This is a genomic window from Paenibacillus sp. 1-8 (assembly GCF_056316205.1).
In genome coordinates this window covers 1367561-1392458 of sequence record NZ_CM149995.1, presented here as the reverse complement: position 1 = coordinate 1392458, position 24898 = coordinate 1367561, and the positions used below count along the sequence as shown (strand labels likewise).

25 protein-coding genes, 6 tRNA genes, 1 CRISPR repeat array and 1 riboswitch (1 of these 33 only partly in view) are annotated in these 24898 nt (G+C 47.8%); of the genes, 8 read left to right on the top strand and 23 right to left on the bottom strand.

The features are described 5' to 3' along the window. Nucleotides 1-5 precede the first annotated feature (5 nt). Nucleotides 6-1214, top strand: a complete 1209-nt coding sequence (locus AC0WRU_RS06450) for an MFS transporter (protein WP_476127687.1) — start codon at nt 6-8, stop codon at nt 1212-1214. A 132-nt stretch (nt 1215-1346) separates the two neighbouring features. Here the strand turns inward: AC0WRU_RS06450 and kdpC are convergent, their stop codons facing one another. The 5 genes from kdpC to AC0WRU_RS06425 all read right to left on the bottom strand — a co-directional run bounded on the left by kdpC (nt 1347) and on the right by AC0WRU_RS06425 (nt 6735). Continuing rightward, nucleotides 1347-2075, bottom strand: coding sequence for a potassium-transporting ATPase subunit KdpC (gene kdpC, locus AC0WRU_RS06445; RefSeq protein WP_476127686.1), 729 nt, complete (start codon nt 2073-2075; stop codon nt 1347-1349). A 58-nt stretch (nt 2076-2133) separates the two neighbouring features. Then, on the bottom strand, nt 2134-4164 hold the full coding sequence (kdpB, locus tag AC0WRU_RS06440) for a potassium-transporting ATPase subunit KdpB (protein WP_476127685.1): 2031 nt from the start codon (nt 4162-4164) through the stop codon (nt 2134-2136). A gap of 52 nt (nt 4165-4216) precedes the next feature. Then, complete coding sequence (gene kdpA, locus AC0WRU_RS06435) at nt 4217-5893, bottom strand: potassium-transporting ATPase subunit KdpA (protein ID WP_476128587.1); 1677 nt, start codon at nt 5891-5893, stop codon at nt 4217-4219. 155 nt (nt 5894-6048) lie between these two features. Further along, a complete protein-coding gene (gene kdpF / locus AC0WRU_RS06430) occupies nt 6049-6123 on the bottom strand; it encodes a K(+)-transporting ATPase subunit F (protein ID WP_420795084.1) in 75 nt (24 codons plus the stop codon). 216 nt (nt 6124-6339) lie between these two features. Continuing rightward, a complete protein-coding gene (locus AC0WRU_RS06425) occupies nt 6340-6735 on the bottom strand; it encodes a hypothetical protein (protein WP_476127684.1) in 396 nt (131 codons plus the stop codon). 115 nt (nt 6736-6850) lie between these two features. Further along, a riboswitch (cyclic di-AMP (ydaO/yuaA leader) is annotated at nt 6851-7024 on the bottom strand. Between the two features lie 465 nt (nt 7025-7489). Between AC0WRU_RS06425 and AC0WRU_RS06420 the strand changes: the two genes are divergently transcribed. Further along, nucleotides 7490-7966 carry a glutathione peroxidase gene (locus AC0WRU_RS06420; protein WP_476127683.1) on the top strand — a complete coding sequence of 159 codons (477 nt, stop codon included), beginning with the start codon at nt 7490-7492 and terminating at the stop codon, nt 7964-7966. Nucleotides 7967-8115: 149 nt separating this feature from the next. Here the strand turns inward: AC0WRU_RS06420 and AC0WRU_RS06415 are convergent. Next, nucleotides 8116-8198: transfer RNA gene (locus AC0WRU_RS06415), tRNA-Leu, on the bottom strand. A gap of 244 nt (nt 8199-8442) precedes the next feature. On the opposite strand from AC0WRU_RS06415, the gene AC0WRU_RS06410 reads away from it, so the two are divergent. Continuing rightward, on the top strand, nt 8443-9150 hold the full coding sequence (locus AC0WRU_RS06410; protein WP_476127682.1) for an urease accessory protein UreF: 708 nt from the start codon (nt 8443-8445) through the stop codon (nt 9148-9150). A 355-nt stretch (nt 9151-9505) separates the two neighbouring features. Beyond that, complete coding sequence (locus AC0WRU_RS06405) at nt 9506-9727, top strand: hypothetical protein (RefSeq protein ID WP_025682795.1); 222 nt, start codon at nt 9506-9508, stop codon at nt 9725-9727. A gap of 127 nt (nt 9728-9854) precedes the next feature. On the opposite strand, the gene AC0WRU_RS06400 is transcribed toward AC0WRU_RS06405, so the two are convergent. The 6 genes from AC0WRU_RS06400 to AC0WRU_RS06375 all read right to left on the bottom strand — a co-directional run bounded on the left by AC0WRU_RS06400 (nt 9855) and on the right by AC0WRU_RS06375 (nt 11851). Beyond that, a complete protein-coding gene (locus tag AC0WRU_RS06400; RefSeq protein ID WP_014280376.1) occupies nt 9855-10238 on the bottom strand; it encodes a helix-turn-helix domain-containing protein in 384 nt (127 codons plus the stop codon). 107 nt (nt 10239-10345) lie between these two features. After that, nucleotides 10346-10720: a helix-turn-helix domain-containing protein gene (locus AC0WRU_RS06395; RefSeq protein ID WP_025682796.1), complete on the bottom strand. Its 375-nt coding sequence runs from the start codon at nt 10718-10720 to the stop codon at nt 10346-10348. A 185-nt stretch (nt 10721-10905) separates the two neighbouring features. Beyond that, nucleotides 10906-11361 carry a MarR family winged helix-turn-helix transcriptional regulator gene (locus tag AC0WRU_RS06390; protein WP_025682797.1) on the bottom strand — a complete coding sequence of 152 codons (456 nt, stop codon included), beginning with the start codon at nt 11359-11361 and terminating at the stop codon, nt 10906-10908. Nucleotides 11362-11524: 163 nt separating this feature from the next. Continuing rightward, nucleotides 11525-11607, bottom strand: a tRNA-Leu gene (locus AC0WRU_RS06385). A 15-nt stretch (nt 11608-11622) separates the two neighbouring features. Next, nucleotides 11623-11698, bottom strand: a tRNA-Lys gene (locus AC0WRU_RS06380). Nucleotides 11699-11779: 81 nt separating this feature from the next. After that, a tRNA-Glu gene (locus tag AC0WRU_RS06375) sits at nt 11780-11851 on the bottom strand. Between the two features lie 244 nt (nt 11852-12095). Here AC0WRU_RS06375 and AC0WRU_RS06370 point away from each other — a divergent pair. Then, on the top strand, nt 12096-12854 hold the full coding sequence (locus AC0WRU_RS06370) for a DeoR/GlpR family DNA-binding transcription regulator (protein WP_476127681.1): 759 nt from the start codon (nt 12096-12098) through the stop codon (nt 12852-12854). Between the two features lie 46 nt (nt 12855-12900). Next, complete coding sequence (locus AC0WRU_RS06365) at nt 12901-13773, top strand: Cof-type HAD-IIB family hydrolase (protein ID WP_476127680.1); 873 nt, start codon at nt 12901-12903, stop codon at nt 13771-13773. 95 nt (nt 13774-13868) lie between these two features. On the opposite strand, the gene AC0WRU_RS06360 is transcribed toward AC0WRU_RS06365, so the two are convergent. From AC0WRU_RS06360 to AC0WRU_RS06350, 3 genes are all read right to left on the bottom strand, one after another. Then, a tRNA-Ser gene (locus tag AC0WRU_RS06360) sits at nt 13869-13957 on the bottom strand. 1 nt (nt 13958) lies between these two features. Further along, nucleotides 13959-14034: transfer RNA gene (locus tag AC0WRU_RS06355), tRNA-Asn, on the bottom strand. Between the two features lie 44 nt (nt 14035-14078). Continuing rightward, nucleotides 14079-14591, bottom strand: a complete 513-nt coding sequence (locus tag AC0WRU_RS06350) for a SprT family protein (protein ID WP_476127679.1) — start codon at nt 14589-14591, stop codon at nt 14079-14081. 160 nt (nt 14592-14751) lie between these two features. Between AC0WRU_RS06350 and cmpA the strand changes: the two genes are divergently transcribed. Beyond that, nucleotides 14752-14886, top strand: a complete 135-nt coding sequence (gene cmpA, locus AC0WRU_RS06345) for a cortex morphogenetic protein CmpA (RefSeq protein WP_007429337.1) — start codon at nt 14752-14754, stop codon at nt 14884-14886. 103 nt (nt 14887-14989) lie between these two features. Here the strand turns inward: cmpA and AC0WRU_RS06340 are convergent, their stop codons facing one another. The 5 genes from AC0WRU_RS06340 to AC0WRU_RS06320 all read right to left on the bottom strand — a co-directional run bounded on the left by AC0WRU_RS06340 (nt 14990) and on the right by AC0WRU_RS06320 (nt 21119). Continuing rightward, nucleotides 14990-17212, bottom strand: a complete 2223-nt coding sequence (locus AC0WRU_RS06340) for a Tex family protein (protein ID WP_476127678.1) — start codon at nt 17210-17212, stop codon at nt 14990-14992. Between the two features lie 180 nt (nt 17213-17392). Next, nucleotides 17393-17743, bottom strand: a complete 351-nt coding sequence (locus AC0WRU_RS06335; RefSeq protein WP_007429335.1) for a type II toxin-antitoxin system PemK/MazF family toxin — start codon at nt 17741-17743, stop codon at nt 17393-17395. A 6-nt stretch (nt 17744-17749) separates the two neighbouring features. Further along, nucleotides 17750-18031, bottom strand: coding sequence for a CopG family ribbon-helix-helix protein (locus AC0WRU_RS06330; protein ID WP_025681938.1), 282 nt, complete (start codon nt 18029-18031; stop codon nt 17750-17752). 294 nt (nt 18032-18325) lie between these two features. Beyond that, nucleotides 18326-19522 carry an alanine racemase gene (gene alr, locus AC0WRU_RS06325; RefSeq protein ID WP_476127677.1) on the bottom strand — a complete coding sequence of 399 codons (1197 nt, stop codon included), beginning with the start codon at nt 19520-19522 and terminating at the stop codon, nt 18326-18328. 274 nt (nt 19523-19796) lie between these two features. Next, a complete protein-coding gene (locus AC0WRU_RS06320; RefSeq protein ID WP_476127676.1) occupies nt 19797-21119 on the bottom strand; it encodes a LolA family protein in 1323 nt (440 codons plus the stop codon). 79 nt (nt 21120-21198) lie between these two features. On the opposite strand from AC0WRU_RS06320, the gene AC0WRU_RS06315 reads away from it, so the two are divergent. After that, nucleotides 21199-21438, top strand: coding sequence for a hypothetical protein (locus tag AC0WRU_RS06315; protein ID WP_476127675.1), 240 nt, complete (start codon nt 21199-21201; stop codon nt 21436-21438). Between the two features lie 26 nt (nt 21439-21464). Here the strand turns inward: AC0WRU_RS06315 and AC0WRU_RS06310 are convergent, their stop codons facing one another. The 3 genes from AC0WRU_RS06310 to AC0WRU_RS06300 all read right to left on the bottom strand — a co-directional run bounded on the left by AC0WRU_RS06310 (nt 21465) and on the right by AC0WRU_RS06300 (nt 24080). Beyond that, on the bottom strand, nt 21465-23096 hold the full coding sequence (locus AC0WRU_RS06310) for a formate--tetrahydrofolate ligase (protein ID WP_476127674.1): 1632 nt from the start codon (nt 23094-23096) through the stop codon (nt 21465-21467). A gap of 210 nt (nt 23097-23306) precedes the next feature. After that, nucleotides 23307-23429, bottom strand: coding sequence for a hypothetical protein (locus AC0WRU_RS06305; protein WP_476127673.1), 123 nt, complete (start codon nt 23427-23429; stop codon nt 23307-23309). A gap of 147 nt (nt 23430-23576) precedes the next feature. Beyond that, entirely contained in the window at nt 23577-24080 is a 504-nt protein-coding gene (locus tag AC0WRU_RS06300) for a DUF6933 domain-containing protein (protein WP_476127672.1), read from the bottom strand. Between the two features lie 224 nt (nt 24081-24304). Next, nucleotides 24305-24898: a CRISPR direct-repeat array (repeat unit 30 nt; unit sequence ATTTCAATACATCTCATGTTGTGGTTAAAG); it runs 1550 nt beyond the window's last position.

The window sequence follows — 24898 nt, the reverse complement described above, 5'->3', positions numbered from 1 at the left end:
TAATAATGAAAAGGAGTAAAGGGGCACAAAATAAGCAAAAAGCTGCACTAATTGTTGTCGGATTAGCTGTATTCATTGATATGTTAATCTATGGATTAGTCGTTCCCATTCTACCAAGGTACGCAGATTCTCTGGGAGCAACTCAAACCGAAATCGGATTCTTATTCAGCAGTTATGCAATCGCATTATTTATAGCTACACCTATTTTTGGCCTATTAACGGATCGGATTGGGAGAAAGACACCTCTATTATGGGGGTTAATTGGACTCATAGCCTCCACTTTAATGTTTGCCATAGCCCACACTCTCTGGCTGCTTGTAGTGGCACGCGCTCTTCAGGGAATCGCAGCCGCAATGACCTGGACAGCAGGGCTCGCTCTCTTGGCTGATCTATATCCATCTGAAGAACGTGGCAAAGCCATGGGCTTGGCATTATCCGGTCAAGCCGCCGGGACCCTTCTCGGACCGACAATTGGCGGTTGGTTGTATCAATGGGGAAGTTACCAGCTTCCTTTTTACTTTGCCATCTCCTTGGCCGTCATCGATGCTGTACTTCGGTTAATACTCCTGCATGATATTCCGGAAGCGAAAAATGAAAAGTATATTTCCCCTTTCTCGTTCATGAAAAATAAAGATTTGCTTTTGGTTATTGGAGTTGTGATTATCGGCGCATCCATCCCAAGCGTACTTGAGCCCACATTACCGTTACACCTACAGCACAATTTTAGCGCTAACCCTGGACTTATTGGATTATTATTTGCCATTCCCACCCTTGCTTATGGCCTGGCAACGCCTTTTATAGGACAGTTTTCCAGTAAGGTCGGCTATAAAAACGGAATTCTCCTCGGTCTACTTATGGTATCCATTGCTCTTCCTCTGACCGCACTTCCAGAAACATTATCGTTTCAAGCTGTCATTTTAGCTGTTTTAGGGGTGAGCATGGGTATGGTTCTTGCTCCCTGCTTACCTCAACTTGCTGATATTTCTCAACGAAGTGGAAATCATTCTTATGGAATTACTTTTGCACTTTATAACACGGCATACTCGATTGGCCTAATGATCGGCCCTATTTTGAGCAGTACTCTTACGGATCTAATGAATATTAAGTTGTCTTATTTAATCATAGGTATTGTTGTATTTATATACATGTGCGTACTCGCTTCAGCCTTAAGGAAAGCCAAAAATTCATCAAGCAATGTAAAGCTAAGTAAATAAGCGAACAAAAATTCATATCCCCCATAAGGAATAAAACACTTTCTTGCAGCTTTATCCATCCGAGAGCATCCCAATCCCATAAAAAAGGTATCCCTCAAGCTTATCGCTCGGGAATACCTTTTTTTGATCCTTCTATGGCTTGGCTGACTGTACCTGCGTTTGCGCTTCAAGCGCAAGGTTCAGCTTGAGCACGTTCACACGCGGCTCTCCAAATACTCCGGCGCTGCGGTCTTCGGTCTGCTCCTGCACCAGTGCTTTCAGTTTATCCGGCGCAATACCCGTCAAGCGGCTAATACGCGGAATTTGAACCCGTGCCGCCTGTGGCGAAATATGCGGGTCCAGGCCGGAGCCGGAGTTCGTAATCAGGTCCACCGGAACCTGACTGATCGGTACATCCGGATTATTTTTCTGCCAACCTGCTATCGAATCCTTAACCCTCTGTATCAAGGCCGGATTGGACGGTGCGTAGTTACTGGAGCCTGAACCGGCCCCATTATAATCAATGCTTGATACCCGCCCCTGAAAAAACGCTGGATTGGCAAAGGACTGCCCGATCAGCTCGGAGCCGACTACCTGACCCTCCGCATTACGAAGCATACTGCCATTCGCCTGCTGCGGAAACAATACCTGTGCCACGCCCGTGCTAACCAGCGGGTAAGCGAGGCCACACAGCAGGATCATCAGCACCGAGGTACGCAACGCCACGCCAACAATGGTGCCTCCCCGCATCTCTTCTCTCTCCGGCTGTCCATTCGGCACAGCATCCGTCTCTGGACGCTTGTTATTCCCCTGCCCGGCAGACCCGGCTTTTTCGTGTGCAGCAAATCTGCGTCCGGACATCATCCGATAAAAGCCACTCATGTTGCTCACCCTTTCTGCTTCCATTCAGTATCCGAAATGCACACCTTCACAGGCTGCGTTAAATCCACAAATGCACCAGCAAATCAATGGCTTTAATGCCGACAAACGGCACCACCATACCACCCAAACCGTAAATCAGCAAATTCCGTCCCAGCAGGCGATCCGAGCTCATGGGCTTATACTTCACGCCCTTCATGGCCAGCGGGATCAGAAGCGGAATAATAACAGCATTGAAGATCAGCGCCGACAAAATAGCAGACAACGGAGAGCCAAGCCCCATCACGTTTAATGCGCTCATTTGCGGAATCGCCAGCATGAACATTGCCGGGATAATGGCAAAATATTTGGCAACATCGTTCGCGATACTGAATGTTGTCAAAGCACCGCGTGTCATAAGCAACTGCTTGCCAATAGCGACCACCTCAATAATTTTGGACGGATCGGAATCCAGGTCTACCATATTGGCGGCTTCCTTGGCCGCGACCGTACCACTGTTCATGGCCAGCCCGACGTCAGCCTGTGCCAGCGCAGGAGCATCATTCGTACCGTCTCCGGTCATGGCAACCAGCTTGCCCAGCTCCTGCTCACGGCGAATGACTGCGATTTTGTCCTCCGGCTTGCTTTCAGCCACAAAATCATCTACACCCGCTTCCCGTGCAATTGTCGCGGCTGTCAGCGGATTATCCCCGGTACACATGATCGTGCGTATGCCCATTTCCCGGAGCTGATCGAACCGCTCCTTCATGCCCGGCTTCACCGTGTCCTTCAAATAAATAATGCCATATATCCTATCATCCAGCGCGACAGCCAGCGGCGTACCTCCTTCAGAGGCCACCTGATTCGCTTTTTCCTCCAGATCGGCTGGAACGCTGCCGTTTTGCGATAGTACCCACTGCCGGACAGAGTCCACCGCGCCCTTACGTACCTTTCGTCCATCGGCCAGATCCAGACCGCTCATCCGAGTTTCCGCCTTGAACTCGATAAAGGTCCCTCCTGCTGCCAAGGATTCATCCAGCGTGTGCTCCTGCTTGCGCATCAACTCCAGAACTGAGCGCCCCTCGGGCGTCTCATCCTTCATCGAGCTCATCGCAGCCCACTTCACTAACTCTGTCTCCTCTACGCCCCCTACAGGCACGAATTGGCTCGCCATCCGGTTACCAAAGGTAATTGTACCCGTTTTGTCCAGAATCATCGTGTTGATGTCCCCGGATGCTTCTACCGCCTTACCTGACATCGCCAGCACGTTAAACTGGGTGACCCGGTCCATACCGGCAATCCCGATGGCTGACAGCAGTCCTCCAATCGTTGTAGGAATCAGGCAGACCAGCAACGAGATCAGCACGGGAACAGGCAGGTCAATGTTAAAATGACGGGCAATCGGTGCCAGCGTAACCACCACGATCAGAAAAATAATCGTCAAGCTGATCAGCAGGGTATTCAGCGCAATTTCGTTTGGCGTCTTTTGCCGCTGTGCGCCTTCCACGAGCGAAATCATTTTATCAATGAACGTCTCACCCGGCTCTGTCGTAATCCGCACCTTAATTCGGTCACTGACCACGCGCGTCCCGCCGGTTACCGAGCAAAAATCACCACCTGATTCCTTGATCACTGGAGCCGATTCTCCCGTAATCGCCGATTCATCCACTGAGGCAAGACCTTCAATCACCTCACCATCACTCGGAATCATCTCGCCCTGGGACACCATCACAATGTCACCTTTACGCAGCTCGGTCGAGCTGACCACCTGAATCTCATCCCCGACAAGCTTGTTGGCTTGTGTGTCCTGCTTGGATTTTTTCAAAGAGGCAGCCTGCGCCTTACCCCTCCCCTCCGCGAGCGCTTCGGCAAAGTTAGCAAAGAGTAATGTGAACAGCAGGATAATAAAAACAGCCAGATTAAACCCCATTTCGTTGCCAGTTCCAAAATAACCGGGAAACAGCAACATGAGCAGTACGACCAATGTACCGATCTCCACGACGAACATGACAGGATTTTTCATCATGATCATCGGATTTAATTTCATAAAGCTATCCTTGATCGCATGCTTCAAGATGCTTTTGTCCAGCATGCGTTTGCGTTGTTCCTTCATGATCAAGCACCCCGTTCATCCATTCTCATTTTCTTCTTCCTGTTCATCTTCTTCACATGGTCAGAAATTCAGCCACAGGCCCCAATACGATTACGGGCAAAAAGGTCAACGCGCCGATCAACAGCACAACCCCGATTAAAATCGCACCAAACAGCTTGTTGTCCGTGCGAAGTGTGCCCGTCGTCACCGGAGTCGGTGCTTTGGCATTCAATGAAGCCGCTACAGCCAACAGTGCAACTATAGATACATATCGTCCGAAGAACATAACAATCCCTGTTGTCGTGTTCCAAAATACGTTGTTATCCGTAAGACCTTCAAATCCCGAACCGTTATTAGCCGCAGATGAAGCATATTCATATATCACCTGAGTCAATCCGTGATACCCGGGGTTTGTGACCGCATCGTACCCCCAATGACTCATAAAAGCGAGCGCAGTCGGCACCAAAATGAGAAACGGATGTACCAAAATGGCAATCGCGATCAGCTTCATTTCCTTGCCTTCAATTTTCCTGCCCATAAATTCCGGGGTCCTGCCGACCATCAATCCACATATAAACACACCCAGAATCGCGTACATCAGCATATTCATCAGCCCGACGCCCTTACCGCCGAAAATGACGTTCAGCATCATTTCACCCAAAGCAGCCATACCGCCCAGCGGGGTCAGCGTATCGTGCATATTATTCACCGAGCCAGTGGTTGCCGCCGTCGTTACAGCCGTGAACAACACCGATTGTCCAATGCCGAAGCGAACCTCTTTCCCTTCCATGCTTCCCTGAGAAGCATCCACACCCAGTGCATGAATCAACGGATTGCCCGTTTTCTCTGACACATACGTAATGGATAGGAAGACGAGGAACAATACCATCATGGAGCTAAAAATAATCCAGCCCTGCTTGCGATTACGGGCGAACAGTCCAAAGGTATACGGCAGCGAAGCCGGCATCACCCACATCGCCAAAATTTCCAGCACATTCGTCCAGGGATTTGGATTTTCAAAAGGATGCGCCGAGTTGGCCCCATAGAAACCGCCCCCGTTCGTGCCCAAATGCTTGATCGATTCCATCGAAGCAACGGGTCCCAAAGCAATCTGCTGCTGTGTTCCGCTCAGCGTTGTAATATCCGCCGTAGACTGAAGCGTCTGCGGTACTTTCAGTCCGACCAGCACCAGCGTAAGTACAAAGGCCAACGGCAGAAAAATCCGTATAATTGCTTTGATAAAATCCTGAAAAAAGTTGCCCATCCCTTCACCGCGCCGCGTCAATCCTCTCATAAAAGCCGCAGCAACCGAAAAACCGGAAGCAGCCGAAGTGAACATCATCATCGTTACGAACGCCATCTGCGTCAAATACGTAAGTCCGCTTTCTCCGCTATAATGCTGGAGATTCGTATTGGTCATAAAGCTGATCACTGTATTAAATGCCAGTGAAGCTTCCATATTGCCGTTTCCAGCCGGATTACCGGGAAGCAGTCCCTGCAAGCGCAGCAGCACATAGCTGATCGCCACAAGCACGACATTCGTAGCAATGAAGCTCATAACGTACGTGGTCCAACGCATGCTCTCCAGCTTTTTCAATCCTATAACCTTATAAATCAGCTTCTCCGTCCCGCCAAACACCCGATCTGTCCGATTCGGTTCATTTGAGAATACATGATATATATAGGTGCCCACTGGTTTCACCAAGAGCAGCAATATCACAATCACAATTCCAATCTGCAGTAGCTCCATCATCTATTCCCTCCTCCAAAATGCTCCTGCGTTTGGGACAACAGACGGTTTCATAGCACCAAGCGAGTGCACACGTTTGCGAAAGCCCGCTGCCTCTGATGCCTCATCCACGATCTGCTATCCCTCGTCCGCTTTATCCTATACCTGAATCCTGATTAGAACTTTTCAGGATTCAGGAGTGCGTAGATTAAATACACAAACACAATAGCCGTAAGCGCAAGCACAACCATCATCCTCTTCGCCCTCCTTTGGAGGTCTGCGCATTACACCAGCGTACAAACAACAGTATCGCTCCATAACTCACAGCCATCACGAGCAGCATGTATATATCCATCATGTTCATACCCTCCCGTACCAGTCCTTAATTCATCATTCTTACACTCTCGTAAAATCGCTATAAAACTAAATTCAAAAATTTTAATGTAAATTAGCCATATCGTAAGCGACTATCCGTTCAGCAGAAAACCCACCTCTCCATTCAAAGTGTAGATCACATGGTCCGCTCCCAAACCTCGATAAATCCCTTGAGGATTACAGCCGTGTGTAATGACATAGACCGAATCCGATGTCAGCGGCCGGCATATTTGCAGAAAACGGCACGTCAGATTCAAGCTGTTCTCAAACAAATACACGCAGCCAATTTCTTTTTTGGGAAAATTCCACTTCCCTGCTTGCATCGTATTGATGCGCACAACATGCTCCACACCCATTTTTTTGAGCTGTCGTTCCTCCTGAGCGCTATTCGTCAGAACCGCAAACGCCAGTTTTTTGAACATAAGCAATTTCACAAAATTTCTGCCCGATTCATTCGGTGCAGTGACAATGATTAGCCGACCTTCCATCAGTAGCTCCTCTCCCGGTATAAAAAGACAACAAAAAGAAGCCGAAGGAAAAAGGCTTTCCTCCGGCTTCTTACGTAACCATGATAAAATAAACCATGGCTACACACGGCGGTTTGTTGCCTCTCCCTGTACGCTTACGAGGTTAGCTGTCGGATTCGGACGTGAGAGTCGCCCTATTTCTGGCACTTGGCCGGAAAATTCACCCCATGAGACACACGGCTCTGAAAGCCGTAGAGTTCCCGTTCGGTTCCCCCGCTTTTGCAACTGCAAAATTCAGCGCTATAGACAATTCGTTGCTGCTTCATTCACTTAATTTGAAATTACGTCTTGAATCATACACCCGCGCAAGGAACACTGTAAAGCTCACCTGCGGGGTTATAAATCGGTCTTTGGAGCATAAGAGATTAATAATAGCGCTTACAACATAAATATCCTTCTCCCAGCTCCTTCAATCTCGGTTTTTCATCTCTTTTCGAAAATGTCGGGCATGTCAATATTGGCGTATGGAGAGCATTTTTTGTCCCTTTTTTGTAAAAGAGAAAGAAAAACTGCTGTATGCACCTGATAAACGCCGATTGAGCCTGTTTTACGATGAGAAACAGCGCCAATTCACCCCATTTGCAGTGCAATTTTCCGTTTTGGACAAAATACGATTTTACAGTCGCAGACGGCGCATTACATCTATTATAGACTTGCAACCCTTCGTTAAATTGCTTACAATTTAATTGTGGAATATCAAATAAGGAGGGATACCATGACCGTTTATGAATATGATGCGCAAACCCTGCAAGGGAATGAGATTCCGTTGTCAACATATGAAGGAAAAGTTCTGCTTATCGTGAATACAGCCAGCAAATGCGGGCTAACCCCCCAATACAAGGCGCTACAAGAGCTATATGACCAATACCATGAGCAGGGTCTTGAAATCCTGGGGTTCCCCAGCAACCAGTTTGCCAAGCAAGAGCCGGGTTCCAGCGAGGACATTTCGGAGTTTTGCCAGATTAACTATGGAGTTACGTTCCCGATGTTTTCCAAAACAGATGTCAATGGCGATCAGGCGCACCCTTTATTTCGCTACCTCACCCGGACAGCTCCAGGCGTATTAGGCTCCAAAGCGATCAAATGGAATTTTACTAAATTTTTAATTACACGCGAAGGTAACGTATTTAAGCGCTACGCCCCACAGACAACTCCAGATAAACTGGCGGGGGATATCGAGAAGCTCTTGTAGCAAAGCTAACAAGCCACTTCATCACCGTTCACAAGCAGCCGATCCAGGCGGCTGCTCCTGTGGCTAGAAAAAAAGGGATATAACAAAAAAAGCATCCAATCACGTAAAAAACGTGTCAGGATGCTTTTTTATCTGTGTCTTGCATGTAATGCGGTCGAGAGGACTCGAACCTCCACGGGCGTACGCCCACTACCCCCTCAAGATAGCGTGTCTGCCATTCCACCACGACCGCAAATTCCAATGTTTCGAGGCAACAGATTTATTATACTCCCTTGTATTCTATTTGTAAACATAAATACAATAATTATTTTAAAGTTAAATAAACTAACATATAAAAGCTATAAAAATATTTAATTTGACATGTAAGCATCATAAGTGTAAATATATATTACATAATATCACTAAAATTTTTCTTAATTCGATTTTAAAGTCACTTAATATAACATAAAAACTATACTCTAAGGAGGCGAACCGCTTTGCAAAAAGGCAATCGTTTGCTGAACTACGCATTGCTGTTGGACCCTTCCCTGCCTGTCGGTGGCTTCACTCGTTCCTACGGGCTAAAGGAGCTGTTTCGAAATGGTCGTTTAACCTGTCTGCAAGACCTGGAACACTATGCACGCACCGATCTGCATCCTCAGTTCACATCCCTCGATGGCATGGCTATCAAAAGTCTTTATATCGCTGTTCAGCAAAATGATGGTTGGCGTATCGCTCTTATTGATAAAATGCTGCACGCCCAGCGTTCTTCCCTACAGCACACGAAAGAGTCACGCCTATCCGGCCAACGCCTGCTCAAGCTCGCTAAGGCTTTGTACCCTTGGCTTGAATTCGATCGACTCGAAGCTATACTCATCCAATACAATGCGATTGGCACACTCGCAACCGTTCATACCTGGATTAACGTTTCTCTTGGAAATGATGTAGAGCAAACCATTCACGGCTACCTTGCCGCGGCAGTATCCTTCTGTGTCGAAGATGCTTCCAAACTACTCCATCCTCCTTATGAGGAAAAAAATCCTGTTATTCAACGAATGACCAACGAGCTTCTAGACGCATGGAAGCAATTCAACACCCCTGAGACTGAGCCAACCGCATTTCAGCGTCGCCTTCTGCAAAGACACTGGTCCAACTCCTACATTACGCAGCCACCCTATATGAGCAGCAACCACCCGCGCGGGTGAAATTCGACTGATTCCTTCGTCTGGCCCCATTATACGCCTCCAGCATCCCCCTGATGCCTATTTTCACCCTTCCAGCACCAACGCCAAAAGCACTCCCACCACTTTTTTTCAGTGGCAGAGTGCTTTTTTTATCTAGAGCACAATTGACATTTCTCACAGTTAACAGGCTCCAGATGGATTATCCAAACCATTTATCACTTAAATAAGTAATAAATTTATCTTAGTTACGTATTTTAGATTGTAAAAACACGTATAAACGTGTATCATAGTTTTAGATGGTTAATTCTAACATGTTTACTGATGATTATTATAACACACCAATTATTCCGCAAGTATCCGTAAGGGGCGATTTCACTTGAACAACAAAATGCCTGTCACCTCCTTCGGGTGGGCCATCAAACAAAGGCTTGTCGAACTTCGGCTGGATCAGAAAACATTTTGTGAAACGTATAACATCCCGCCTTCACGCTTGTCCAATCTGATTCACGGCACCCGCAAAGCACAAAGGTACAGAAAACAAGTTGCTGCAATCCTCAACATCGACGATAACGATTATAAGGAGGCATCACCACTCTGAAACCAACGATGTGAGCGTCCCCCAAGTATATGGCACGCTATAACATCGGCAACCCAAATAAACTCGTCAATCGAACCCGCCGGTCCGTTTTACAGGTTTTCAACCTGAGTGATCTTTAGCGAGAAGATCATTCAGGCTGTGTTTTGTCATTCTCACCTTTTTGCTTACGATATTTCGCAAATTCCACATATTCTAATATGAAATTCTGTTCTTCTGTATCCAGATCCTCTGCCTGGCAATTCAATGGCCCCATCACTCCAAAAAAATAAGCAGCCTTCTGCTCCTGAAGTACGCCCTCTCCCGGCTTGACACCTTTCATTAACCAATCCAGCGATACATTAAAAAAGTCCGAAATCTGGATTAAATGCATCGTTCCCGGCGTTGTTTTGCCTCTTCTCCAGTCTCCAAGATTCCCCGAGCTGATTTTGAGCTTTTCACAAAACGCCTTCTTCGTCATTCCCCGATCCTTAATCAAGGCTTCAATTCGCTGATAAATCGTTTGGTCTCCCAAAATTATCCCCTCCGACACCCTTACTTTTCTTGAACTATTCCCAAAATTTCAACCTTCATTGCAACCATACTTATTCGGTAATCATCACTTTAATATTCTGCACCCGTTTATTCCGTCGTTGAATCTTCCTGCTTTTTCTCTTTACGGAAGCGGGTAAATTCAATATACTCAATTATAAAATCCTTTTCTGTTTCACTAAGCTGCTCTCCCTGGCAATTCAGTTGCCCATATGCATCAAAAAAATAAGGGTCCTTCGACTCCTTCAGCACCTCACCCTGTACATCCCGCCCCAACATGATCCAGTCCAGACTGGCATCAAAAAACGAAGCGATTTCAATGAGCTTATTCGTGCCCGGTGTCGTCTTGCCTCTCTTCCAATCACCAAAATTCCCTGTACTAATACCCAACTGCTCGCAGAACGCCTTTTTCGTCATTCCCCGTTCCTTGATAAGCTCCTCAATTCGTTGGTAAATAGATTGCATAGAAGTCCCTTCCTCCCTAGCAGGCTCTCAGATAACGATATCATGTTGCCTGTTTCCATTTCAAAGATCACGTATGTTAAAATTGCCGAATTATGTATGTTGGTTTTCATTATACCACAATATGCAACAAAAACCGCCTGTTTTCCGAAGAAAACGGCGGCCTTCCGTCAGTTCGCTTACACCAATTACGGAGTAGCGTTGTCGATTTTAAGAAAAATCTGCTTTAATTCGTTCAAAGTTTCACTCAGGTGCAATAAATCCTCTTCCGACAGAAGCACCAATCTTTCTTGAATTTTACTGGAAAAGGTATTGAATACCTGCTCACAAAAAGCATCGCCCTCTTGTGTAATCGCCACATTCACGACTCTGCGATCCGAGTCACACGACTGGCGATCGGCCAACCCATGCTCCACCAGCTTGTCCAAAAGAGGGGTCATGTTCGGACGCGAGACATTAAGCTGTTTGGATAGTTCAGATACCGTTGACAAGCGCACCTCCCGCAGAAGCATTAATACTTGAAAGTTATTAGGCGACAAATGTAAAGGAATATCGAGCGTGCCGAAGGTGAAAAATTTCTTCTTCACAATCGGAAACAAACCCAAAATATTTTCTGATATATCTCCCAACAGTTGAGTGTCCATATTTTTCACCGTCACTTCATCAGTTTATACTTATCATTCTATAACATTATGGCGTTATATTATACTATAGAATCATTATTTCATAATTATGACTATTTTATTGTATCATTACATAAACAAAAAAAGCCTCTACCGCGAGAGACTTTTTCGTTCATTCCATTGATGCGGTCGAGAGGACTCGAACCTCCACGAGCGTACGCTCACTACCCCCTCAAGATAGCGTGTCTGCCATTCCACCACGACCGCATAATAAAATATAAATGGTGAGCCATGAAGGACTCGAACCTTCGACACCCTGATTAAAAGTCAGGTGCTCTACCAACTGAGCTAATGGCTCATGCTGTTCATCCAAGATGTCCGCCATCAGACTTCAGGAATTTCCCTTAAGCATGTAACATGTAGTCCATAAAGACAACAATGACCCGTAGGGGAATCGAACCCCTGTTACCTCCGTGAAAGGGAGGTGTCTTAACCGCTTGACCAACGGGCCGCATTTTTATACACCAACTTAGCGACAAGAAAGAGTATATCAAATAGAAGAATGAATGACAATACATATTTTTAAAAAATTTAAAATAAGTATTTTACCGAGAATTAAATCGCATCTTCACTTACGTAAATCCACTTATTTTACGTTATTAGAAGCATAAAAAGAGATTATATTGCAAAACGACTTAACTTTACTTATAATCACTTACAGAATACCGAAATCATTTTGAACAGAGGAGCTTTTTATGTATCAAGAAGAGCGGATGCTAAAAATTGTTGATTACCTACAGCTTCACAAGCGTATTTCGGTGGATGATATTTGCGAATTTTTTAATGTATCACGAGATACGGCCCGCAGGGATCTGGTAAAGCTAGAGGAGCACCAGAAAATTATTCGAACCCGTGGCGGTGCCCTTCTACCCACACTGGATCACGAATTAACCAGAAACTATAAAGAGAGACTACTCACTGTATCCGAGGAAAAGCAAGTCATTGGACAAATAGCTGCCAGTATGGTTCGAGACGGAGATCGCATCATTCTCGATTCCTCCACCACTGTACAGGCATGTGCCGAAAGGCTCCATGTACAGGAGTGCTCGGTCATTACCAATTCGATTAATCAGGCTGATGTTCTTTCCGAAAAGGACGGCGTTTCGATTCATCTACTCGGCGGACGCTTGCAAAAGGAGCACCGTTTTGTCTACGGTTCTTCCGCCATTGCTACCCTGTCCCGCTATTTTGTAGACAAAGCTTTTGTTGGGATCGGGGGCATTTCTATCCATGGACTGAGCATTAATCATGAAGAGGACGGTATGCTCAAGCACCAAATGATGAAACAGGCCGATCAGGTGATCATTCTTGCGGATCACTCCAAATTTGGTAAAAACCTTCCTTACCGCTTTGCCGATTTATACGAGGTGGATATCGTTATCACCGACTGTTTGCCGGACCCGGCTATGCTGGATGTTTTTCGCCGTCATGATGTTGAAATTATTGTTCCGTAATGTGAAAAAAGTATGAGATATATAGAAGAAGACTGGAGATGGAGAAATGAAACTGTTTGCGATTGATTTGGATGGAACGCTGCTAAACGAGGAAGCAAAAATAAGCAAGGTGAACGCAGACGCGATCCGCAAGGCACAGCAGCAAGGCGTTCAGGTGACCATTGCCACGGGCAGAGCCGCTTATGATGCCTGGAACAAGCTGGAGGAAGCAGAACTTGTGACTCCCGTCATCGGAGCAAACGGCGCGACCATACACGATGCACATCGTCGCCAGCTAACCTCTACACCGATGGACCGGAGTGAAACGTTTGAAGTGTTGAGCTGGCTGCGCGAAAACGATTTTTACTATGAGGTCATGACAGACCGCGCTATTTATTCTCCACAAAACGGACATCAGCTACTGGCTGTTGAAATGGATCGCCTGTTAAGCGCCAATCCGGATATTTCGCTGGATACTTTGCTACATGCAGCCGAGAAACAATATGAACAGACCGGGCATACCCGTATTCCCTCGTATGAAGACATTCCGCTGGATGTGGAGATTTATAACGTGCTGTGCTTCTCCTTTGATCAAGCCAAATTGAACCGGGGGCGCGAGCGTTATCGGGAATTCCCCGGCCTGAACATGGTCATTTCCTCGGACCGTAACTTTGAAGTGGAGCATAAGGATGCCTCCAAAGGAAACGCACTGCGTTATCTTGCAGATCATCTGGGTATTTCCATGGAGGAAGCCGCAGCGGTAGGAGACAGCTATAACGATATTTCGATGCTAACGATGGCAGGTAAAGGCATCGCTATGGGCAATGCAAAAGACGACATCAAGGCCGTCTGTTCTGAAGTTACCCTGACCAATGTAGAGAATGGCGTAGCTCATACTCTTCTAAATATACTGGATAAACTCCCGAAGCGGACCTTGTAAACTGAAAATCCACAGGCTTTCATAGACAAAAAAAGGACGCTCGCAAGCATCATTCCGATGCATACGAGCGTCCTTTTTCTGATCTGAAAAATCAACGGAGAGAGAGGGATTCGAACCCTCGCACCGCTTTCGCAGTCTAACCCCTTAGCAGAGGGTCCCCTTATAGCCACTTGGGTACCTCTCCATGGCTCCCCGAACAGGACTCGAACCTGTGACAACTCGATTAACAGTCGAGTGCTCTACCAACTGAGCTATCAGGGAACATTGCTGTAAATTATCATACAGTACGTTTAATTTACCATGATTCAGGGAGTGCCGTCAAGTGCCAGCAAACGAAGTTTGCCTCCGCATTTGCCGCAGCGGTAACGCTGGGGGTTCATTTTACGCTTCCGCAAGTATTCCTGACTACATGAGGCGCATACCAGCTTGTAGCGATAGGGCTGCGGTTTCTGCTCCGCTCTTCCCGGCAGAGTTTGGCAATGCCTGCTCCCTCCTACACGGGCCAGCCATGCTTTAAAATCCGCATCTCGATGCTGGTAGCCCATCCCGCGCAAATGCAAATGATAATGGCACAGCTCATGCTTAATAATTTTTTCTACCTCAGACCGCCCGTAGGCTGCAAGCTGATGCGGATTAATTTCAATATGATGGCTTTTCATAAAATATCGACCGCCTGTGGAAGACAGACGCGAATTAAAGCTGGCACGATGGCGAAACGGTACGCCAAAACTCTCCATTGAAATGTGCTCCACCCACTCCTGAAGCTCTTCATTGCTCATGGAATGGCTCATCGAATTGCTAAGGGACTTGGACTCCATCCTTACACGTTCTCCTCCTTTGCTCCATACTGCCAAGCATATTACAAAATAACGTCCAAAGTCTAACCCTCAATTCATAAGCCATCCAATTGATAAGCACACTTTAGGCACCCACCCCATATGCTAAACATACAGATGTAACGCAGAGGAGGAGATTGGCTTGCCTCAATGGCTCAGCAACCAGCTTATGCGGGCCTTTTACAAAAAGGACCGGCGCCAGATCAAACTGTTGAATGACTGTTGGTTTTTTTATCATAAAGCACCAGGTGTAGAGTTTGATGCCAACAATGGGTAGAAGTTCAGGGCAGTAATAAATGAAAGCCGGAATCTCCGAAGTGGTTCGGAGATTCCGGCTTTTGTTATACCCTAATAAGGCGGTTATACGGATTTGTAGAGTATTATGCCTGCGATTGCGCTTCTGCCGGAGCTTTCATCGTCAGACCGACTCTGCCTTTTTTCAAGTCTACATTCAGCACCCATACGGTTACGTTATCACCAACGGATACCACATCCATCGGATGCTTGACGAAGCCGCTGCGCAGCTGCGAAATATGAACCAATCCGTCACTCTTGATGCCGATATCGACAAATGCGCCGAAATCAATAACATTGCGGACGGTTCCCTGAAGCTCCATGCCCGGTGCCAGATCCTCGATCTTGAGCACATCCTTGCGGAATACAGGCAACGGCAGCTCGTCACGCGGGTCACGGCCCGGACGCTGGAGGCTGTCCAGAATATCCTTCATTGTCGGCACGCCGACTTCCAGCTTCGCGGCCAGTTCGTCAATGTTGGACACGTTCAGCGCTTCCGTCGCAGCCTTGGTGCCCAGATCGTGGGCGCTGATGCCCAGTTCAGCCAACAGACGATCTACGACAGCGTACGATTCAGGGTGAATCGGTGTGCGGTCCAGCGGATTTTCTCCACCCGGTATACGGATAAAGCCAATCGATTGCTCGTAGGTTTTCGCGCCAAGGCGCGGTACCTTCTGCAACTGACGACGGTTGTTGAATTTGCCGTTTTCCTCACGGTACTTCACGATATTTTTGGCAATTGTCGCGTTAATGCCCGCTACATAGGACAGCAAAGCCGAGGAGGCAGTATTCACATCCACACCGACATGGTTAACTGCCGATTCTACAACGTCCTTCAAGCTTTCATCCAGATGCTTCTGTGACACATCATGCTGGTACTGGCCTACACCAATGGCCTTCGGCTCAATCTTGACCAGCTCGGCCAACGGGTCCTGTACACGACGTGCAATGGATGCCGCGCTGCGCTCAGCCACGTCCAGATCCGGGAACTCCTCCTGCGCCAGCTTGGAGGCCGAGTAAACGCTCGCGCCAGCTTCATTAACGATCAGGTACGCCAAGCTGCTGTCGCCAATGTCTGCGATGACTTCAGCCACGAATTGCTCTGTTTCACGCGAAGCCGTTCCGTTACCGATGACGATCAGCTCAATGCTGTATTGGGCAATGAGCTGCTTGAATTTCTCAGCAGCCTCACGCTTTTTGTTGTTCGGCGGTGTCGGATACGTCACAGCCACTTCCAGCAGCTTGCCCGTATCATCTACTACCGCCAGCTTGCAGCCTGTCCGAAACGCCGGATCGACACCGAGCACACGGCGGCCCTTGATCGGAGCCTGTAACAGCAGGCTGCGCAAATTGCCCGCAAAGATAGAGATGGCCTGCTGCTCACCCTTCTCCGTCATTTCAGCGCGCACCTCACGCTCAATAGAGGGTGCGATGAGCCTTTTATATGCATCCTCAATGACGTTGCGCAGCAGCTCTTCCACGGCGGATGAGCCTTTAATCACTTGACCTGCGACGTAATTGTGAATTGAATCGGGAGCTACCTCCAGTCCGACCTTGAGAATGCCCTCACGCTCTCCGCGATTAATCGCCAAAATACGATGAGGCGGCATTTTCTTAGCCAGCTCACGATAGCTGTAGTAGTTCTCGTAGACAGACTCTTGCTCTGCATCCTTCGCTTCGGAGGTTAGCATGCCATGATCCAGTGTATAACGGCGCACCCATTGGCGAATACTCGCGTCGTCCGCTATATTTTCCGCTAAAATGTCCAAAGCTCCTTGAATAGCTGCCTCGGCACTGTCCACTCCCAATTCCGCATTCACATAGGACTCAGCTTCCTTCAGAGCATCGCCCTGCTTCGGCTGGCTCCAGATCCAGATGGACAGCGGCTCCAGCCCCCGTTCCTTCGCCACACTCGCGCGGGTTTTGCGCTTTTGCCGATATGGACGGTACAGATCCTCCACTTCCTGAAGCTTAACCGCAGAAGTGATGGCAGCCTGAAGGTCTTCTGTCAGCTTGCCCTGCTCATCAATAATGCGAATGACCTCTACCTTACGGTCCTCCAAATTACGTAAATACAGCACACGATCCTCAATTTCACGCAGCTGATTTTCATCCAGTTCCCCTGTCATTTCCTTGCGGTATCGCGCGATAAAAGGAATCGTATTCCCTTCATCCAGCAAACTGATCGTCGTCCGGATTTGCTTGAGTGCCAGCGACAGCTCCCTCGCCACTTGTTTGACAATCCGCTCCTGGCGATCTGCTTCGCTCGGCTCCTGCCGGATTTCCGTTTTCGTTTCCTCGTTAGACAAAGCTATCCCTTCTTCCTTACAACTCTTGTCTTTCATTATGTCTTTCATTATCACAAAAAAAGAATCAAAGCGCCAGCACGTAACGAAGAAGCCAGGCCCAGCCTGCATTTTTCATCGGACACGCAAAAGGACAGCGCCCACGCGCTGCCCTTTTCCCGTTTCACTCGTCGTTCCAAAATGCTAAAAATCAATCAAACCGAGACTGATTTGTAGCGAATCGCTCACTTTGCGCATGGTTTCTTCATCCAAATGGGTGATTTTGTCGGTAAGCCTTTGCTTGTCGATCGTCCGAATTTGCTCCAGAAGAACGACAGAATCGCGATCAAAGCCATGCGTCGCCGCGTCGATTTCCACGTGTGTGGGCAGCTTCGCCTTCTGAATCTGGGCGGTGATGGCTGCCACGATCACGGTGGGACTGAACCGGTTGCCGATATCATTTTGAATGATCAGCACAGGTCTAACGCCACCTTGCTCGGAACCGACTACGGGTGAAAGGTCTGCAAAAAAAACGTCGCCGCGCTTTACGATCAATATGGATTACACCCCGCTAACTGTACGGCCCAAGGTGCTGTTTGCATCTTCCTCCGCATGAAAGGCTTCGGAGGCCATGGTCAAGTTAATTTTAGCCATCTCCATATAACCACGCTGCATGGCTTCACGAATGTAACGTTTCTTACGTTCGCCCACATACTGCTTCATGGCCTGCCTGATAAATTCACTGCGGTTGGAATTTTCCATGGCTACGATCCCGTCCACTTCCTGCAAGAGATGATCCGGCAAACTGATCATTATTCTTTTGGTGTTCTGCAAATTGGCCAACTTCTCTTCCACCCCCAAAACCTTGTCGCCATTGTACCATTATAACGTTATTCCCGGTAATTTATTCAAACGGAATACATGAGAATGTATATGATATTCGTATATCATCTATGCTGCATTCCATTATAAACTACGCAGTTCGTTTTCGTACAGACGTTTGATCCCCGAAATACAAGTGTCAGCGGAGCCTGATGCGTCGATTTGACAGTTACAGCGCTCTTTTCTTTCCTTTGTACATATTTCGGGACGTTCTGCGAAAACTCCTGCTTTTATCCGGTAATTTGCGTCATGAAATTAATCCCAGCGGGTTGGAAGAAGCGAATTCACTCGAACGACAGGAATATTTTCCCGTGTATATACACGCGGTACCCTGTGTGCGATCATGCAGATCACCTCATAGTGGACGGTACCAAGCTTGGATGCCAGCTCATCCGCGGCAATCGTTTCGCCGGACTGCTGGCCGATGAGAACAACCTCTTCGCCGATTTGAATTTCTTCCGCATCCTCTGCGAAAGATTGTAAGGATACCATACACTGGTCCATGCAAATGGTGCCGAGCACCGGGACGCGGCGGCCGCGTATCAACACTTCGATGTTCCCACTCAGCATGCGGGAGTATCCATCCGCGTAACCAATCGGCAGTGTGCCAATTCGTTCTTCCTCAGTGGTCACGTACCGGGTGCCGTAGCTAACCCCCCAGCCGGGAGGGAGCGTCTTGGTGTAAACCACTGCCGTCTTTAATGACAATACAGGCAGCAGCTCAATGGCTTGCCGGTTAACCTCATCAGATGGATACAGGCCGTAAATACTGATGCCAATCCGCACCATATTGGGGGAAAGCGCAGGGGTATCAATGGTGGTCGCGCTGTTGCCCGTATGTATAATGGGAATGGTGATGCCTTGTTCCCTTAGCGCTTCCGCCACGCCCTGGAACCGATTATGCTGTTGCAGTGTATAGCCTTTGTCTTGTTCATCCGCGCGGGCAAAATGGGTGTACATGCCTTCCAGCAGCACATGCTCCAACAGGTGAGTCTGCCGGACAAAGGCAACCGCCTCTTCTCCAGGCAGCAGGCCCAGTCGTCCCATGCCGCTGTCTATTTTGATGTGCACCTTCAGCTTGCGTTCGCTTCCTTTGCGGTCCAGTCTGCGAATACCCTCCAGCACTTCCTCACTGAACACAGTCAGTGAAATGTCATGCTCCCAAGCCGTTTGCACAGCTTCCGGTGAGGTATAACCGAGAACAAGGATAGGCAGTCTGATCCCCGCCTGCCGAAGCTCCAGCGCTTCGTCCAGAAAAGCGACGCTCAAGTAATCCGCACCAAGGCGTTCCAATTCCTTTGATATTTCCACGGCACCGTGTCCATAGGCATTAGCCTTGACACAAGCCAGCAGCAGCTTATCCGCTGGCAATGCCCTGCGAAAAGCCTCATAGTTGGCGCCAAGGTGATCCAGGTTGATTTCGGCCCGGGTCGATCTGTATTGTGCTTGCAAAATCCAGTCACCTTCTTCAATTGTTAGCCTGTAACATAACCTTTTACCATTCGGAATGTGGCAAAGTCCTTACTTTTTTCTTACTTCCAAAGGTTAATGGTAATGTTCAGAAACGTGGCTGTCAATGGCAGATGGCGTTTACCAGCATCCTCCACAAAGAACATGACTCCCAAGCAAGAGGTGCACACCCCTAGACCTCGAATGAACAAAAGACGGATACGGGCGGAAGCAGAGTAAAATACACTCTAAACCGTCTGCATCCGTCTATAAAGTTTTATTTACCCGATTGATCCTGTATAGAAGCGGCAATTTGTATCATTTCGCTCACAGGCAGGTCAGCACTGGTAATACGGAACTCTATACCGTCATTCATCCAGGTCATCGTCTGCTGCTCGCTGCCCGTCAGAACGGCAAAGCTTCCTCCAATATCGACCAGTTCACCCGCAGCCAGTGATACAGCCCGATCTTTCGGGCGCGCCTCCACAATCGTATAGTTATACGTTCCACTATACCGCAGCATCACCGCATGTGTACCATTATCCTCCAGCTCCGGCGTATCCTTGATCTGTACCCCGACCGGCGTATAGGACGGTTCAATCAAGCCGAACTCACCCATCACAGCTTCAGCAGCATCCGTGCCTGCCGATGTCCCTGTTGCTGCATCAGATGCACCCGGAGTTTGCTGTTGCGCCTCTGTATTGCTCGCTGTATCCGGCTTGGCCTCCGTATCCGTGCTACCCGTCGCGTCCGCGCTATCCGGTTTTGACGTATCGCCTGTGGCAGCTCCATCCATCGACGCTTCTCCTGACGGCTGCTGTGCCTTCTCTCCTGCTGTTCCCTGCACTTGTCCGGGTTCGCTGGACGTCACACCTGTCATACCATCAATCGTACCGGAAGGATCAAGCTGCCCGCTGGAATCCACTGCTCCGGCTGAGGGCGCTCCTTCATTTCCCTTACCTGTTTTTCCAAAAGCCATATTGCGCTCCATATCAAAAGAGTCCTTGTCGAACTTCGTATCAAACGCAAATTGATCGAATTTCAGATCCACAACTACCTTGGCGTTCGCATCAGATACCTGTACCTGAGTGGGTGCATAGTTATTTTTGGACAGCCATATTTTTTGCCTTACCAGCGCGTGGCTGTTGTAGTTCGCCGCCACATCGAATACATAGGATTTATCGTCCGAGGCCAGTTGACGTGAGGCATCGCCAATAATGCTGCGAACCAGCGTTTCATACAAATATACTTGCCCCTGGTTGTTCGGCCAATCGCTTTTGAAGCGGAAGCTCTTGTTCAGACTGGGCGTCAATACGAATACACCCTCATCATTGCGTAACACGATCTGAGTAATGTCCTTTTTCTCGTTCGTCATGGCAATTCGGTAATAGGAAGGTTTGCGGTAGGAAATGTCCACCTTGTACTCCTGCGGCGTGTCGCCGGTATGCAGCGTCATCAAAGCTGTACCGTGGTAGCTGTTCAGGTCGCTCACCACGTCACTCAAATCTTTAACCACATCATCCGCGCTCTTCTTGCCGCACCCGGCCAGCAGCAGCATTACACACATGACCATGGCAAGCATCCATGAAATCCGGCGCATATCATCAACCCCTTCAGCACATGTTTTAAATGAATTAGTACATGTCTATGAAGAACTTGTTCGATTTATGCAGACTGGCATGACAAGCTTGAGAGCTTGGATGGCGATTTGTATTATTTTTATGCTCATTCCCACCACTGCTCCAGACTCCAAACGTACGTTGGATCACATGCTGAACAGCGCTCTCTGGCGTAGCCTACCTGCTGTGCGTCAAGGCCGGGTGTATTTTGTAGAAGCAGACCGCTGGAATTGGAACGATGCCAAGACCCGCCAAAAGCTGCTCACCGCACTGCCCAAGCTACTCGGTGCTTCCTCATAAAACGCCTAACATTTTTTGCGAAAATATTACATCAACCCCTGAATGCTTCCATCCGGCTCCAGCGACATATGCTCGGCTGCCGGAGATTTGGGTAGACCGGGCATGGTCATTGTGTTGCCCGTTTCCACAACCACGAAGCCTGCTCCAGCGGACAATGACACTCTGGACACGTGGATCGTAAAGCCCTCCGGTGCGCCTAGCAGAGACGGCTGATCTGAAAAAGAATACGGCGTTTTGGCCATGCATACAGGCAGTTGTCCAAAGCCAAGCTGCTCCATGCCGGACAACGCCCGTTTAGCCACAGGGGTATATACTACCTCTGCCGCACCGTAAATCTCCTTCGCAATGACACTAATTTTCGCTTGCAGATCAAGCGCATGATCATACAACGGTGCAAAATGGGCTTTGCCCTCTTCGAGCAGATTCAGCAGGCTTTGGGCCAACTTTTCTCCCCCTTTGCTTCCCTGTGCCCACACCTGAGATAGCGCTGCGGATACACCCAGCTTGCGGCATTCCGCGAAAATCAGTTCCAATTCGGCTTCGCTGTCCGTTACAAAATGGTTGACCGCTACCAGTACAGGCACGCCGAATTTTTGCAAATTCCGTACATGCCGATTCATATTGGCTAATCCGAGCTGTAATTGCTCCAGATTTTCCGCGTCCAGCTCATTTTTAGCTACACCACCGTTATATTTCAGCGCTTTGGCGGTTACGACCAGCACAGCCGCATCCGGCTGCAAACCGGACTGACGGCATTTGATATCAAAAAACTTTTCTGCCCCCAGCTCAGCCCCGAACCCGGCCTCCGTCACAACCAATTCTCCCAGCTTTAGAGCCAGCTTCGTACCGATCAGACTGCTGCATCCATGCGCAATATTGGCAAAAGGCCCACCATGCACAATGACGGGTGTTCCCTCCAGCGTTTGCACCAGATTCGGCTTTAATGCTTCCCGAAGCAACACAGCCATGCCTTCCACTGCTTGCAAATCCGCTGCCGTCACCGTTTCGCCCGCTTCGTTATATCCGATGACCATTCGACCCAAGCGCACTTTGAGGTCTTCGATATTTTCACTCAGACACAATACCGCCATCACTTCCGAGGCCGAGGTAATCAGAAAGCCGCTTTCTCTCACCGCTCCATTCCCTGTTCCCAATCCGGTTACTATACTTCGCAAACTCCGATCATTCATATCTACAGCCCGTTTCCACATAATTCGTTCCGGCTTCAAACGCAAAGCATTACCATGAAACAAATGATTATCGATCATCGCTGCCAGCAAATTATGCGCCGCCGAAATCGCGTGAATATCGCCTGTAAAATGCAGATTAATATCCTCGGCCGGAACAATCTGGGCTTGTCCTCCCCCGGTTGCTCCCCCTTTCATGCCAAAGCAGGGGCCGAGCGACGGCTCCCGCAGCGCAGCTATGGTCTTGTGTCCCAGCGTATTCAGCGCCTGCGACAACCCAATGGTCGTTAGCGTTTTCCCTTCTCCCGCCGGAGTCGGATTCATTGCTGTGACCAGCACCAGCTTTCCGTTCGGACGATCCTTCACCTGCTCCCACAGGGACGGATTCAGCTTCGCTTTATATTTTCCATACGTCTCCAGATGCTCTTCTTCGATTCCTACTTCTTTGGCTACCTCAATAATCCGTTTCATGCTTCGTTATGTACCCCCTGTTTTTAAGTCTGACCGATGGTGTCAAACACTATATCGTTTTATTTTACCAAAGTGTGCCGCTTTTTGCGCTATGATTCATTTCATCGCAAACGTTGCTTTCCTGTGAGTTGTAAAAAAAGAGCATCCCCCGCCCAGATAGACTTTGGTGGATACTCTTTTGGCACTTCTGTTTAACGACCAGTTCTCCAATTAACTCGCAGCATTAGCGGCGTAATTTTCAGCAAGAAATCCTTTGGAAATCAGGACAGCTTGGGCTTTCTTGGTCGCAGGACCATAGCCTTGGGACAGCAAATCATTAATATGTAAGCCCACTTCCAATCCCCTCTAAACAACGCAGGGAAAAACCGTAAAAGAGCGTGGTCCATGAAAAACCCACTCTCTATATAGTCTTTTAGAACTACACAGATATATATTATAGCGGGAACAAGTGGAACTTATTTTCGAATAATCGCAATATTCTCAAACACTTTCTTGTTTATAATGCTTTTCCAAAACTTCTTTAAAAGCATCGACCGGATACTGGTATTGAACCGTTTTTAACACAATCCGGTTATTCCACTGGTTTTTTTCCAGCTCGCATCCATGCTCCATATCCAGTTCCTTCATGACAAAAATAATCTCTTCCAAGGTTCCCATCACACTATGACTGTTCGTCGTAGTAGCAAGCATCTGCTCGCCTTCCTGTATGTACGCCTCTACAATTTGTTCATCAAAACCCTCACTGAGCATGAGTTCCTTCAAGGCTTGAACGAAAAGAGTTGGTAGATTTTTGTACTGCGCCTTTTTGATTCCGAACAGTGTGACACTCAAGCGGGATGCATCATGCATAAACACAATATTTTTTCTCCGATTAAGCAAAAACAAGTTGGCATGCCAACTATTCAAAGGTGGATAAATATCAACTTGAAGTGGTTCGATATCCCATTCCTTCAGCAGTTTTTGTGTTCCCCGTATGACAAACATCGTTGCTCTCCTTTATGACGGTCCTGTGCCGTAGCTCATGTTTCGATCATGTCCAATCTTTCGTATAAGACATGTCCTGATTATCATAACACCGTATTCCAAATATCGGTTTGTAAACACTTTCAGTATAATATAGGAAGGTGGCGAATTTCCAGTAATTTGATTACATCTTATGCTGGGGATGGAGAAAAAAATCTACTTCAGTACCCTTCAGGTTGAGAATATTTTAGGTACATTTTATGTTGTGGTTAAAGGAATCATTGAAGACTCCCGCAATCCAGTGACTACTCAATTTCAATACATCTCATGTTGTGGTTAAAGGACGACGCATGACCCATACCCGGCATTTGACTCACATTTCAATACATCTCATGTTGTGGTTAAAGTTATTCGGCTCCGCGAAAGCATAATCTACAATGTAAATTTCAATACATCTCATGTTGTGGTTAAAGGACATTCCTGGAGGATGAAGACCTGTACTCAGACGAATTTCAATACATCTCATGTTGTGGTTAAAGATTATCTGACAGCCATAGGCTGGTAGGAGGCACACAATTTCAATACATCTCATGTTGTGGTTAAAGGAGCGATTGAACTGTTGTTAAACGGCTTAGTTACAAGATTTCAATACATCTCATGTTGTGGTTAAAGGGTTCTCCATCCAGTAAGATGCAGTTGAGAATATAATTTCAATACATCTCATGTTGTGGTTAAAGCCAGACAATAGCCCTGCTCACAGGACAGATTACAGAATTTCAATACATCTCATGTTGTGGTTAAAGTCAATCAGAGGGATGGCATAACCGGGAATATCTTCG